The following is a 13,898-nucleotide window of genomic DNA, read 5'->3' as shown; positions in this document are numbered from 1 at the left end:
CATGCGCACTCAAGTAGGCATTATTGGCGCCGGTCCTGCCGGCCTCCTTCTTTCTCATCTTTTGCATCTGAAAGGTATCGAGTCTGTCGTGCTCGAAACCCGCCGACGCGAGCAGATCGAATCGACGATCAGGGCGGGTGTACTCGAGCAGGGGACGATGGACCTGCTTGAAGCGTCCGGTGTCGGTGAGCGTATGAAGGCAGAAGGAGCGTTGCATCACGGCTTTGAGCTCGCCTTCGACGGAAAGCGGCGGCGCATCGACCTCAAGGCGTTGACCGGGCGGGCCATCACCGTCTATGCGCAACACGAAGTCATCAAGGATCTGGTGGCGGCGCGGGTTGCTGCAGGCGGCTCTATCCTGTTTGGCGTCGCGGATGTCTCGATTCACAACATCGACACGTCGGCCCCGTCGATACGGTTCGTGCATCGAGGGCAATCACATACGCTGGACTGTGATTTCGTGATCGGATGCGACGGTTCGCAAGGGGTGTCCCGTTCGGCGATTCCCGAGAGCGTTCGCCGCGATTTCGAGCGCGTCTATCCGTTCGGTTGGTTCGGCATTCTGGTCGAAGGTGCGCCGTCCGCAGACGAGCTGATCTATGCACGTCATGATCGCGGTTTTGCATTGGTCAGTACCCGTTCGCCGACGGTCCAGCGCATGTATTTCCAGTGCGACCCGAAAGATTCGGTCGACAACTGGTCCGACGATCGGATCTGGGCCGAAATGCACGCACGCGTCGACTCCGCCGATGGTCAGTGCGTTGTCGACGGGAAGATCTTTCAGAAGAATATCGTCGGCATGAGGAGCTTCGTCTCGACAACGATGCAGCACGGCCGACTGTTTCTTGCCGGCGACGCCGCTCATATCGTTCCTCCTACCGGAGCAAAAGGTCTCAACCTGGCAGTCTCCGACGTACGAATCCTGAGCAGTGGACTCGACGCGTATTACCGGACCGGCGATGAAGCGCAACTCGCTTCGTACAGCGAGCTTGCGCTGAAACGGATCTGGCGCGCCGAGCATTTCTCCTACTGGATGACCCGCATGATGCATCGTCTCGACGATGCCTCGCCGTTCGAACAGCAGTTGCAGGTTGCCGAGCTCGAGCATGTGACTACGTCCGAGACTGCGGCGAGGTCCATGGCGGAAAACTATGTTGGGAGCGTTGTCGTCTAGCTTTCGACTTTGCGTCGTTACCCGGTCGTCTTCCGCCTCGAATGACCGAGGGAGACGTGCGAAACCGGCGTGCAGCGCGTCTCGTGCTTTTCGCATCACGATTTACTCTGACAGTACCCCGATCATGACAACAGGATTTCCCGGCATTTTCTCCGTCAGCGACTATCGTGACGAAGCCAGACGGCGGTTGCCACGCATGGTGTTCGACTATCTGGAAGGCGCGGCAGACGACGAATCGGGATTGACGCATAACCGTTCGGCGTTCGACAGGCTGCAGTTGTTGCCGCGCCGGCTGTCGGATGTCAGCACGCGAGAGCAGTCGGTGCCGCTTTTCGGGCGGCTGATTCCATTACCGCTGGTGATCGCGCCGACGGGCCTCAATAGCGCGTTCTGGCCGAAGGGCGACCTCGCACTTGCGCGCGCAGCGGGCAAGGCCGGTATTCCGTTTGCGCTATCGACGGCTTCCAACATGTCCATCGAAGAGGTGGCAAAAGGGGCCGACGGAGACCTGTGGTTTCAACTGTACGTCGTTCATCGCAACCTCGCGAAGAGTCTGGTCAATCGTGCCCGTTCGGCTCGCTATTCGACCTTGATCCTCACCGCCGATGTCGCGGTGAACGGCTTTCGCCGACGCGATCTTCGCAATGGCTTTGCCATGCCGTTCAAGGCAAGTGCACGTGCGGCCGTCGACGGACTGTCGCACCCGCGCTGGCTTTGGTCCTATCTGATGAACGGCATGCCGGAGTTGAAGAATTTCGCCACGGACGATGCATCGGACACCGCCTCCCAGGCGGCGATTCTTCGCCGGCAGATGGATGCGAGCTTCAGTTGGGACGACCTGCGCCGTTTGCGGGACGAATGGCCGGGCAAGCTCCTCGTCAAGGGCATCGTGACGGCCGACGATGCCGCGCGTTGTGTCGCGCTCGGCGCGGACGGCGTCATCGTTTCGAACCACGGCGGCAGGCAACTCGCCGACCTGCCCGCGACGGCCGACGTGCTGCCGGATATCGTCGAGCGCACCTCAGGCACGACGGTCATTCTCGACAGCGGCATCCGGACGGGGACCGACGTCGTCAAGGCGGTCGCGCTGGGGGCCCACGCCGTGATGCTGGGGCGGGCCACCTTGTACGGGCTGGCTGCCAGAGGGGAAACCGGCGTGAGCGACGTCATCGACATGATCAAACGGGAAACTGACCGGACGCTCGCCCTCATCGGTTGTCGCTCGGTGGGCGAGCTCGATCGCAGCTATGTTTCGAAGCGGCCGTCATAGGCAACTGCGCATTGACGGCGGATTCTGGATGCGCAATTGTTCGGGGTGACGCTCCCGCGTATTTGCCGCCGGAACCTTGTGCCATGAATCAAGTGACGACCACGGATCATTACCATCGCGACGACCGGCTTTTGGCATGGGCGGATCAGGTTCGGGCCAGTTGCGTCCCCATGGTTTTCAGGACCGAATCCGATCAGGGATTTCATGGCGAGATTTCCAGCGTGAACACGGGCGGAGTGTGTGTGTCGCGGATCTCGGCGGTCGATCACGTCGCGGCTCATGACTGGGACGACGTGCGGCGCACGGCGGACGACTACCTGCTCGTGTCGATACAGATCGAAGGGCGAGGTGCACTCGAGCAGGATGCCCGCACCGCGTTCGTCGACCCTACCGACATGGTGCTGTTCGACTCGTCGCGCCATTTCGTCTGGCATTTTTCCGGACAGCACTACACGATCCGCTTTCCCCGCCAGGCGTTGGAGAAATTGGTGCCGTGCGGCCGGCAGCACACCGCGGTGCGTATTCCTGCGGCCACCGGGATACGCCGTATCGCCGCGGACCATATCGCGTCGCTGCACCGAGTGCTTTCGTCAGACGAAGGCGCGATGACCGCTTGCGAGAGGCTTGGCGATGTGTCCGCCAACCTGGTCGCGCTGGCGTTGGCGGATTATTTCAACACGGTTCCGCTGCCCAGATCCAACGTGAAAGAGATGCATCTGCTGCGGGCGCGCGCGTTGATCAAGGACAGGATTCACGACCCGGAACTGGGACCCGAACTGATCGCCGATGAACTGGGGGTTTCCAGCCGTTACCTCTATCGCCTGTTCGCCGAGGCCGGGGAGTCGATCGGCGAGACCATCTGTACGGCCAGACTCAACGGGTGCGGCGAGTGGCTTCGGCAACGCGCGTACGCTAACCGCTCGATTACCGATATTGCGATGGCTTGGGGTTTCAATAATGCATCGCATTTCAGTCGTACGTTTCGACGTCACTTTGGCGTGTCTGCGCGCGACTACCGTGCGAAGCATCGCGACGTTAGTTGAATCGCCCCTGAGCGGGCTGCGCGGTAATCCCGCCGGCTGGCAGCATAAGTAAAAATCCTGTTCTGTCAGAGTCAAGCGTCCGCCATATTGTCCCCGGACACTTTCTCTACAACGTTGCGGGCGTCCCGTCCCGCGAGTCGTGGAGGAGTATCTTGGCTCTCAACCATCCCCAATATAAGGCGGCTGTCGTGCAGGCCGCCCCGGCGTTCCTTGATCTTCAAGCCGGAATCGAAAAGTCCATACGCCTGATTGAAGAGGCGGCGCAGGCCGGCGCCGCCCTGATCGCGTTCCCTGAAGTGTGGCTGCCGGGCTACCCGTTCTACATCTGGCTGGGTACACCGGCCTGGTATATGAGCAAAGGCTATGTTCAGCGATATTTCGACAACTCGCTGAGCTACGACAGTCCGGAAGCCGATGCACTGAGGGCCGCGGCTAGAAAAAACCGCATCACGGTGGTGATGGGACTCTCGGAGCGCAAGGGCCATTCGTTATATATCTCCCAATGGATCATCGGCCCCGACGGAGAAACCCTCCTGCAACGACAGAAACTCAAGCCTACCCATCTCGAGCGGACGGTCTTCGGTGACGGGGAGGGCAGTGGCCTGACCGTAATCGACAGTCCGTTGGGAAAGCTCGGCGGGCTTTGTTGTGCCGAACACGTGCAGCCTTTGACCAAGGCCGCAATGTATGCGCAAGGCGAACAGGTCCACGTTGCGGCCTGGCCGAGCTTCTCGCTCTATGAATTTGCCAGCGCATTGAGCCACCAGGTGAACAACGCGGTTTCGCGGACGTATGCCGTCGAAGGAGGTTGCTTCGTCCTCGCGCCTTCGACAGTCGTCACCGAGGAAATGGTCGAGAGCCTTTGCGACACCGAGGAAAAACGTCAGCTGTTGCGGGCAGGCGGTGGCCATAGCGTCGGATACGGGCCCGACGGGGCGGAACTGTTCGACAAGATCGACGAAACCGCGGAAGGCCTGCTCTACGCCGATATCGACCTCGGCATGCAATCGCTTTCGAAGTGCGTTTTCGATCCCGTGGGGCATTACTCGCGGCCTGACGTTCTGCGGTTGCTGATCGACCGGCGACCGCGCCCTCCGGTCACCGAGATCCTCGATGGCTCCCCCGGGGAGACGGTTGCCGATGATCAAACATCGTCGGACAACGGTTGCTCGCCGGAGCTCGCGAGAAGTGGCGGAGATCGGTAGCGGCCTGTCGGGCTCGCCATGCGATTCCGTGGCGAGCCGGACGGAGGTTTTCGTGTCGCTGCCGTATTGGCTCGATACCGATTGAAGCGGGATGGCTTTCTTTGAAACAACAGCCATTCAATCACGACGATATATTTAGGATATCGATATGAACTACAAACAAAATAGAGAATACGAATGGAAGATGGTCATCTTTCTTGCGGTGCTGTTCGGCATCGTTGGACTCGATCGTCTGGTCATCGTGTATCTGTTTCCGGTTCTTCTGCCGGAGCTCAAATTGAACAACACGCAGGCAGGCGCAATCGCGTCGGTTCTCGCGTTGACCTGGGCCATTTCGACATGGGTGCTCGGGAGTCTGTCCGATCGCCATGGGCGTCGCAAGATTCTGCTGGGGTCGTCGATCTTCTTCTCGGTGATGACCTCCTTTACCGGCGTCGCCAAGTCGTTCCACGGCATGCTGCTCGTGCGAGGCCTCCTTGGCGTGGGCGAGGGCGGCGTCTTCAGCGCCAGCGTCGCGACGATCGACGAAATATCGACGCCGAGCCGGCGCGGCTTGAATCTGGGCATTCATCAATCGTTTTTCCCGCTTCTGGGTATCGGCCTTGGACCGATCATCGCTACCCAGCTCGTGATGCACATGCGCTGGGAGTGGGTGTTTTTCGTGCTCGGTATTCCCGGGCTTTTGCTGACGTTCCTGATCGGCAGGACCATGCGAAAGACGGAAGCCGGTCGCGACAGGCAGGTCCGGGCGGCCTCGGGCGGCCCGTTGACCGTGCTGAGATACAAGAACATCTGGTTGACCACGGTCATCGGATCGCTCTTCCAGACGGGCCTGTTCGTGTTCTCGACGTTCGTCGCGCTCTATCTGACCAAAGTCGCGGGCCTCAGCCTCGGCACGGTCGGCTTGATCATTTCCGGATGGGGTTTCGGCGGGTTTATCGGAATGGTCGCCGTTCCGGCGATATCGGATCGGCTCGGGCGGCGTATCGTGCTCGTCGTCTCGGCGGCTTGCTATGGCGTCCTGATGTTGGCGTTCGTTCTTTGTCACGCTTCTCCGATCGTGATGTTCATCAACCTCTTTGCTGCCGGGATTTGCGGCTTCGGCATCGCACCTCTCTTTCTTGCCGTGATTCCTTGCGAATCCGTACCGTCCACGCTGACCGGTTCGGCCGTAGGCGTTCCGACCGCTGTCAGTGAACTCATTGGCGGGGTCCTGATGCCCGTGGTTGCAGGTGGGCTTGCCGATACGTTCGGTCTGGGTTATCCGATGCTGATCGTCGGGGGCGTGTCGTTGGTGAGCGCGCTCGTGGGGATGTTTCTCGATGAAACGGTACCCGCTGCGACGTCGAAGCATTCCGTCTCGAACATCGACGCGGCCTGAACGTCCGTCGAAGCGCAGGCGGATTTCAGATCGTTGCGCGGACTCGCGCGACCGAGGCCGCCTGCGTCGGCCGCGGTGCGGTACCCGCGGCGATGAGGGGCGCTGCCAGGGTTGGCTACGCCATCGTCATTTCTGAAGATGCGCTACAAAAAAGCCGACGCGCAATCTACGAAGACCGAAATGCACGAGAGACGTAGATGCCAACCCTGCCGCAGCTTTCAGTCGTCGACGCAAAAGGCGCGACCGATCGACGCGAGATCTCCTGCCTGGAATACGTTCAGGCGCTCGTGGATCAACACGCCAAAACCGAGTCGCTGAACGGGTTCGTGTTTTTCAACCGTGACGCGCTGTCGCAAGCGGCGCGGGAACACGATGAATCGCTCATAGCCCGAACGGGCCGGTTGCCGCTTTCCGGCATTCCATTGGCCATCAAGGACAACATCGACTGCGCGGGCATGCCGACCGCCGCGGGAACGGCAGCGCTCCGCGACGCCGTACCTCGAGCTGACGCACCCGTCGTGGCACGCGTGATCGACGCGGGCGCGTTGGCCGCGGGCAAAGCGAACATGCACGAACTCGCTTTCGGCTGCACCAACCACAACGGATTTTTCGGCCCGGCCCGCAACCCGTATGACCCGTCCAGAATTCCAGGCGGAAGCAGCGGCGGGTCTGCCGTGCTGGTGGCGAGTGGTGCGGTGCCGGCGGCGCTCGGCACCGACACGGGCGGATCGGTGCGCATACCGGCGGCGCTGTGTGGATTGGTCGGCTTTCGTCCTACGCACGGACGCTATCCGTCCGGAGGTGTCGTGCCGATATCGCCCACGCGTGACACGGTCGGCCCGATCGCCCGCACCGTCGCCGACGTGATGTTGCTGGACGAGATCTTGTCCGGAAGCGGTTCAACGCTTCCCGCGGTCGACGATACACGTGGCTTTCGCCTGGCAGTTCCCTATTCGACGTTGTGGGAGGGGCTGTCACCCGACGCCCGGCCGGTACTCGAACGTGCGCTGCATGCAAGTGCCGCGGTGAGCGTTGGAGGGCTCGTGCCGGCATCGGTACGAAACCGTATTGGCGGTTTAGTCTCTTGTATCGGATGATTCGCGGCGTCGCGCGTACGTGGCCGTCGACCGCGCCGTTCGATCGTCATGACGGCGGGGTCGTTCCGGCCGCGGCGACGGAGGCGGCAAGCTCCGCGCGGTTGGAGAATCCCTTCTTGTCCATGATCCGCCGCAAATGGGTGCGCACGGTCGACAGGCTGATGCAGAGAAGACGGCCGATATCCTGATCGGTACAACCCTTTGCGACCAGCTGGGCGATCTCGTTCTCACGGTCCGTGAGCCCTGTCGCGCTGCCTGTCCGGCGTTTGATCGCGCGGCAAAGGAACGGCTCGATCGCATCGAGCACGAGTTTGTCGCGCATCTCGAACTCAGGCCGATTCCTCGTTCGCCAGATTCTCAAGTCGCTGAGCTGGCGTTCGCCGTCGAAGACAAACACGTTGATTCCATGATGCAACCCATCCTGCGCGAGAAACTCGTTGTAGAACTCGCTTTTCTCCAGTGCAGGCCGGTCCATCACTTCTTCCACCAACGTGGCCCTGCGCCGCTTGCAGAGTTGCGCCGTCATCGGGTCATTGTGCTGGTACCAGCTCGTGTAGCGACGCACGTGATCCGAGTCGACATTGACTGCAATCGGGTCGGCGTACATCCCTTTTTCGGCATCCCAGTTGTAGGAGACGCAGAAATCGGATCGCAGCAGCCGGGTCAGGTCTGACAAAACGACGCGCCTGACATCCACGATCGGACCGAGCTCCTCGAGCCGCCCGATGATCTCACCGAAAAGTCGGAGTTCGTCGAGCGTGAGATCGTGAACTTGTGGCTTCAAGGGTGCCTCATCGGTAGGTGGAATCGGGAGACAGCATGCGCGACAGCCTCGAAAGACTGGTTCGCATTACACATCAAGCATAGCAGGGCAAAAATTCCCGATCAGCAACGAACTTCACTGCCGTTGCCTGTCCGTTGTATTCATGCCGCAGTCAGGTCCACTGCCTATTGCAGATCAGAAGGGATGTTCGCGAGGGCGCCCGCATTTCTTGAGCGCGGGCTCAGGCCGAGTTTCCCCTGTCGATATTTCTAACGATGGGGCTCAAAAAACGGTGCTCATAGAGTAGACGCGCAGTGGGAAGCGGACGTGCCGAGACTGTTCGTTGTAGCGAGGCAAGCTGGAGGATTACCCGGAGACGCCTGCCCATTGACCAAACGATTCCGATGCATTTCCAGCGGGACGTTTTCCTCAGTCATTTTCGTCAACGAAAGCTACGCATAAAATTAGGAAAGCGATATGAATACGGTCATCAAGCGAAGCATGGTGGTGTGCGCCGCGGTCGGTTGCGGTGTGGCACATGCACAGTCCTCAGTGACGCTGTACGGGCTGGTGGATGCGGGTATTACGTACACGAACAATGCGACATCGAGCACCGGACATGGCGCGCTCGTGCAGTTTGCGTCCGGGTCTTCGCAGGGAGATCGCTGGGGGCTGACGGGTAAAGAGGACCTGGGTGGCGGACTCAAGGCGATCTTCACGCTCGAAAGCGGCTTTCAACTTTCCAACGGGGCCTTGGCGCAGAGCGGGCTTTTGTTCAATCGCGTAACCTTCGTCGGCCTTGACGGACGCTTCGGCACGCTGACGCTCGGGCGGCAATACGACTTCATCGGCGATATCTTTCCGGCGTACTCGATTGCGGGAAATACGGCAGCGGGCATCCTGGGGTGGGGAATCCCGGCGTATGCGGCTGGCGGATATACGCTCGACAACCGACTGTGGGGCGATAACGTCAACAACTCGGTGAAGTATCTTTCGCCGACGATTTCGGGTTTCAGTGTCGGCGCCATGTATGGTTTCGGCAACGTCGCCGGCTCGTTGGGCACCAACAGCTCGATGAATTTTCTGCTGAACTACAGCCAAGGCGGGCTCGCCGCATCGCTGTCGTATTTCAAGCAGCATAACGCGACGACTTCCGCGAATTTGACCGAATACGCCGGCGGTGCAACCTACAGCCTGGGGAAAGCGCAGATTTTTGGTGTCGTGACCGATGTTCAGTTGAGCAGCGGCACCCAGGCTCGGGCGCTGACCTACGACGGTGGCATGACTTACTTCGTCAAGCCCGATATTTCGCTTGGGGCAGGGTTCCAGTTTCAACAGCGCAACAACGGCGTCGGCAGTGCGAACCAGGTGACCATCGGGGCGGATTACTTCATTTCCAAGCGAACGGACGTGTATTTCGTTGGCGCGCTCGCGCATGATCATGCACACGGCGCGCAAATCGAAGCAGCGCTCGGATCGCCGTCCAGCTCGAGTTTTCAGACTGCGGCACGGATCGGCATTCGCCACAAGTTCTGACGGTCGCGGGTCGAGCGCGATGGCGAACCGGGGGTTCGCCCATTTGTCTTCGACGCGGTATCGGCCGCTACATCGCCGCACCATAAAGATGATGCGCGTCGGTCAGTGCATCCGCGACGAGCTCCAGGCCGTCCCGGCACTGCTCCCGATCCTGCGGCCCGCCAAGGCAGATACGGATCGCCGCCGGCGGGTCGCCGTCCGTCGAAAATGCCGCGCTCGCCACGGCGGCGACGTTTCGACTCCGCAGATGCTGCGCCAGATCCGGTGCGGTCCATAGGCACTCGCCCGGAATCGGCAACCAGAGATGGAAACCGTCGGGGTGGGCATCGAAAGGCCATGCGCCGAGAATCCGGCCCGCGATCGCCTGCCGTGCATGCGCCTCCGATCGAATCGCGGCCAGCATCTCGCTTGCCGTGCCGTCGTTGATCCACTGGGTGGACAGCAGCATCGTGAACGGGCTCGGCATCACGGTCGTGGCGCGCAATGCACCCGCGACACGCTGTGCTTCGCGCACCGTCGGTGCCAACAGGTAGGCGATTCGCAGCCCGGCGCCGAGATTCTTCGACATGCCGGTCACGTAGTAGGTCAGTTCAGGGGCCAGCAATGCCAGTGGCGGCGGTGCGCTCTGCGGCAGCATCGCATAGGCGTCGTCCTCGATGATGGGCACGTTGTAGCGTGTGGCGATATCGGCCAACGCTTCGCGGCGCCGGAACGGTATCGTGAGCGTGCTCGGGTTCTGCAGGGTCGGGTTGCAGTACAGCGCAGCGGGTTGTCCGCTTCGGCAGAGCGATTCGAAGGCATGCGGCAACGGCCCGTCGTCGTCCCGCGGCAGCGGCTGTAACCGCACGCCCAGTTGCGATGCGATGGCCTTGATGCCGGGGTAAGCGAGTGAATCGAGGCAGATCGAGTCGCCGCGGCTCGCAAGCCGGGAAACGAGCGCGACGAGGGCGCTGTGGATTCCCGGACAAACGAGCACGCTATCGCTGCTGCAGCCGGGCAGGCGATTGGCCAGCCATGCGCGGCCGGCGGCGCGATCCGCCGGTGTGCCGCCGAAATCCTGATATCGCATCAATTGGTAAGGGTCCGCTGCGGCGAACAACGCGGCAGCCGATTCCTGCAGTCGCCCGGCCATCTCGGGCGGCTCCGGTGGCATGTTCATCGACATCTCGATGCTGCTCCCGCCCGACAGCGGGATCGTCCGGGTTGGGCCGCGCACGAATGTACCGCTTCCTGCCCGTGTATCGAGCAAGCCGCGTCTGCGGGCTTCAGCATACGCGCGGGCCACCGTCGTGTAGTTCAGGTTCAGCGCACCGGCGAGATCGCGCAGCCCGGGTAGGCGGTCGCGTGGTTTCAGCCGGCCCGCCGCCAGGTCTTCCTCGATCAGGTCGGGGATCAGCAGGTACGCCGGCTTCCTGCTTTCCAGGAGTCGCTTCGACCAATGATGGATTATGTAATCCATACCTGTTTCCATTTGATGATTCATCAAAACGTTAGCATGGCGCATTAATCGGAAATATCTATATCGCCATTCTGAAGCCAGATGATTGCATTGATCGCATCATGTATCGGATTGATGCATGGATGCACGCTCGATGCGCACGCATGCTTGCTGGTTGCTTCACACGGGTGCGCGCCGTCGCCCGGACGGGACACTTCCTGTCCGAACCGCATTCGGTCACGCAAGGATCGGACCGGCTGCATCGGCATTTATCGATTGAATGATCGGAGAGTGATCGCATCAGGTCGGTGCCTGGTTGGCATATGCGTTGCGTTAATGAGATCGCCCGGACTCGAAAGTGTTCGGGAATATCACTGAACTCATTATCAAACGGAGCGTGCCATGCCCGCAGTCAATCAGCCGTTGCACAAGAAGGGAGATTTCCTCGTCGATTACGAGGAAAAGGTGTTCGAAGACGTCAAGGCGGAACCGGGCGAGAAAGCGCTCGTGACGTTCCACACGGTTGCGTTCGAGGGATCGATCGGCTTCGTGAACCTGCTGCAGGCGACTCGCCTGCAACGCAAAGGATTCGAGACGTCGGTGCTGCTCTATGGCCCCGGCGTGACGCTCGGCCTCCAGCGCGGGTTTCCGACGCTCGGCGACGAGGCGTTTCCCGGTCATCTGAACTTCAACAAGCAACTCGTCAAGTTCATGGAAGAAGGCGGGAAAGTCTACGCGTGCCGTTTTGCGCTGCAGGCGCTCTACGGGCATGGCGAAGCGTCGCTGATCGAGGGCATTCGACCGATCAATCCGCTCGACGTGCTGGATATCCAGCTGCTTCACCGCAAGGAGAACGCGCTGGTCATCCATACCTGGACCGTTTGATCGAATGACGGGTGCCATCATGTCCGACAAACGTATCGTCCGGGCGGCAGCCGTCCAGATCGCTCCCGATCTGGAACGCGCCGGCGGCACGCTCGACAAGGTCTGCGCGGCGATCGACGAGGCCGCCGGCAAGGGCGTCCAGCTGATCGTCTTTCCTGAAACATTCGTGCCGTATTACCCGTACTTCTCGTTCGTGCGGACGCCGGTCGCATCCGGCGCCGATCACATGCGGCTGTACGAGCAGGCCGTGGCGGTGCCGGGCCCCGTGACGCATGCCGTTGCGGAGCGCGCTCGTCTGCACGGGATGGTGGTCGTGCTCGGCGTGAACGAGCGCGACCACGGCAGCCTGTACAACACGCAGCTGATCTTCGACGTCGACGGGCGCCTCGCGGTGAAGCGCCGCAAGATCACGCCGACGTTTCACGAGCGGATGATCTGGGGGCAGGGCGACGCGGCCGGACTCAAGGTTGCGCAGACCGGTGTCGGACGGGTCGGTGCGCTCGCGTGCTGGGAGCACTACAACCCGCTCGCCCGTTATGCGCTGATGACGCAGCACGAGGAAATTCATTGCAGTCAGTTTCCCGGCTCGCTGGTCGGCCCGATCTTTGCGGAACAGATCGAAGTCACGATCCGCCACCACGCGCTGGAAGCGGGCTGCTTCGTCGTCAATGCGACCGGCTGGCTGACGGACGCCCAGATCGAGTCGATCACGGGCGATCCGAATCTGCAGAAAGCCCTGCGGGGCGGATGCAATACCGCGATCGTGTCACCGGAAGGGCAGCATCTGGCCGAGCCCTTGCGGGAGGGCGAAGGGATGGTGATCGCCGACCTGGACATGTCGCTGATCACCAAGCGCAAGCGAATGATGGATTCGGTCGGCCACTATGCGCGGCCGGAACTGCTGAGTCTTGCCATCAACGATCGGCCGGCGACGACGGTGACCCCGATGGGGATCGGCGTGCCGGCCGCACGCGACTTCGAGGGACATTGCCATGAGCGCGAACGCGAAACCGTCGGTGCAGAGCCGGCAATTGATGACTGAACTGCAGTCGGTCGGGCTGCGCCTCGCGGATCCGCGGGTGGGCGCCGCGAGCCGGCGCGGCGGCGCCGGGCCGTCCGATCACAAGGCCGTGACGGTCGACGGCGTGACCATCATGGTGCCGGTGCACACGAGTACCGCGTGGGATTCGCCGTTCGTCGCGGCGGCGCCCGATGCGGCGGGCGTCAGCCTGCTCTCGCGCGGCACCATCCCGATCGCGAGCATCAGCTTTCCGTCGAGCCCGCGCTTCTATGCGTTGCAGACACTGGAGGGCGTGCCGTACTCGCACATCGCGACGCTGCATGGCGCCGACGTGCTGGCGACCACGGTGTTGCAGACCTGCATTCGCTACGAGAGCCGGCGCAAGACCTGCCAGTTCTGCTCGATCGGCCAGTCGCTCGCGGCCGGCCGGACGATCGCCCGCAAGACGCCGGAACAACTCGCCGAGGTTGCGCGCGCGGCGGTCCTGCTCGACGGCGTCAAGCACATGGTGTTGACGACCGGCACACCACCGACGCCGGATCGCGGTGCGCGCGTGCTGTGCGAAAGCGCGTTCGCGATCAAGGCGGCCGTCGATCTCCCGATCCAGGCGCAATGCGAGCCGCCCGACGACGACAGCTGGTTCGACCGGATGAGGGCAAGCGGGATCGATACGTTGGGCATGCATCTGGAAGCCGTGACGCCGGCGGTGCGCGAACGGATCATGCCGGGCAAGGCGAGTGTGCCGCTGTCCCGATACATGGCGGCATTCCGCGCGGCCGTCGGCGTGTTCGGCCGCGGCCAGGTCAGCACCTACATCCTTGCCGGGCTCGGCGACAGCGCGGCCGCGATCCTCGACATGTCGCGCGAACTGATCGGGTTGGGCGTGTATCCGTTCGTCGTGCCGTTCGTCCCGATCAGCGGCACGCCGCTGGAGAGTCATCCGGCGCCGTCGCCGGACTTCATGCGGGCGGTGCTCGAACCGCTCGGCGCCATGCTGCGCGACGCCGGCATGCGCTCCGCCGACATCAAGGCAGGCTGCGGAAAGTGCGGCGCCTGCTCGTCGCTTTCGACCTACGAGGGGTGAG

General features: G+C 61.9%; 12 protein-coding genes. 10 read left to right on the top strand and 2 right to left on the bottom strand.

Translation table 11 applies throughout. The features are described 5' to 3' along the window. Position 1: 1 nt before the first annotated feature. The 6 genes from ABY44_RS22820 (at position 2) to ABY44_RS22795 (ending at position 7,170) form a co-directional block, all read left to right on the top strand. On the top strand, positions 2-1,174 hold the full coding sequence (locus ABY44_RS22820; RefSeq protein WP_060173463.1) for a 4-hydroxybenzoate 3-monooxygenase: 1,173 nt from the start codon (positions 2-4) through the stop codon (positions 1,172-1,174). A 124-nt stretch (positions 1,175-1,298) separates the two neighbouring features. Then, the gene (locus ABY44_RS22815; RefSeq protein ID WP_081072586.1) at positions 1,299-2,444 is read left to right on the top strand and encodes an alpha-hydroxy-acid oxidizing protein; all 1,146 of its coding nucleotides are present in this window, start codon (positions 1,299-1,301) and stop codon (positions 2,442-2,444) included. Between the two features lie 83 nt (positions 2,445-2,527). Then, positions 2,528-3,487, top strand: coding sequence for a helix-turn-helix domain-containing protein (locus tag ABY44_RS22810; protein ID WP_321917733.1), 960 nt, complete (start codon positions 2,528-2,530; stop codon positions 3,485-3,487). 152 nt (positions 3,488-3,639) lie between these two features. After that, positions 3,640-4,692 (top strand): carbon-nitrogen hydrolase family protein, encoded by a 1,053-nt coding sequence (locus ABY44_RS22805; RefSeq protein WP_081072585.1) that lies wholly within the window; start codon positions 3,640-3,642, stop codon positions 4,690-4,692. A gap of 148 nt (positions 4,693-4,840) precedes the next feature. Next, the gene (locus ABY44_RS22800) at positions 4,841-6,073 is read left to right on the top strand and encodes an MFS transporter (protein WP_196487866.1); all 1,233 of its coding nucleotides are present in this window, start codon (positions 4,841-4,843) and stop codon (positions 6,071-6,073) included. A 197-nt stretch (positions 6,074-6,270) separates the two neighbouring features. Next, the gene (locus tag ABY44_RS22795) at positions 6,271-7,170 is read left to right on the top strand and encodes an amidase family protein (RefSeq protein WP_060173458.1); all 900 of its coding nucleotides are present in this window, start codon (positions 6,271-6,273) and stop codon (positions 7,168-7,170) included. A 46-nt stretch (positions 7,171-7,216) separates the two neighbouring features. On the opposite strand, the gene ABY44_RS22790 is transcribed toward ABY44_RS22795, so the two are convergent. Continuing rightward, entirely contained in the window at positions 7,217-7,954 is a 738-nt protein-coding gene (locus ABY44_RS22790) for a helix-turn-helix transcriptional regulator (protein WP_060173457.1), read from the bottom strand. Positions 7,955-8,410: 456 nt separating this feature from the next. Between ABY44_RS22790 and ABY44_RS22785 the strand changes: the two genes are divergently transcribed. Next, positions 8,411-9,469: a porin gene (locus tag ABY44_RS22785; RefSeq protein WP_060173456.1), complete on the top strand. Its 1,059-nt coding sequence runs from the start codon at positions 8,411-8,413 to the stop codon at positions 9,467-9,469. A 67-nt stretch (positions 9,470-9,536) separates the two neighbouring features. Here ABY44_RS22785 and ABY44_RS22780 read toward each other — a convergent pair whose 3' ends face one another. After that, the gene (locus tag ABY44_RS22780) at positions 9,537-10,928 is read right to left on the bottom strand and encodes a PLP-dependent aminotransferase family protein (protein ID WP_060173455.1); all 1,392 of its coding nucleotides are present in this window, start codon (positions 10,926-10,928) and stop codon (positions 9,537-9,539) included. Positions 10,929-11,309: 381 nt separating this feature from the next. On the opposite strand from ABY44_RS22780, the gene ABY44_RS22775 reads away from it, so the two are divergent. From ABY44_RS22775 to ABY44_RS22765, 3 genes are read left to right on the top strand one after another with little or no spacing between them, the layout of a single operon-like run. Beyond that, complete coding sequence (locus ABY44_RS22775; RefSeq protein ID WP_006405208.1) at positions 11,310-11,792, top strand: MSMEG_0572/Sll0783 family nitrogen starvation response protein; 483 nt, start codon at positions 11,310-11,312, stop codon at positions 11,790-11,792. A gap of 19 nt (positions 11,793-11,811) precedes the next feature. Next, positions 11,812-12,834, top strand: coding sequence for a Nit6803 family nitrilase (locus tag ABY44_RS22770; RefSeq protein WP_027789321.1), 1,023 nt, complete (start codon positions 11,812-11,814; stop codon positions 12,832-12,834). Next, positions 12,827-13,897: an MSMEG_0568 family radical SAM protein gene (locus ABY44_RS22765; RefSeq protein WP_060173525.1), complete on the top strand. Its 1,071-nt coding sequence runs from the start codon at positions 12,827-12,829 to the stop codon at positions 13,895-13,897. The genes ABY44_RS22770 and ABY44_RS22765 overlap by 8 nt, the downstream gene beginning before the upstream one ends. Position 13,898 lies beyond the last annotated feature (1 nt).

The organism is Burkholderia sp. ZZQ-2 (assembly GCF_050768715.1).
In the GTDB taxonomy this organism is placed as follows: Bacteria; Pseudomonadota; Gammaproteobacteria; order Burkholderiales; family Burkholderiaceae; genus Burkholderia; species Burkholderia cepacia.
This window is presented reverse-complemented; position numbering and strand designations above follow the sequence as displayed.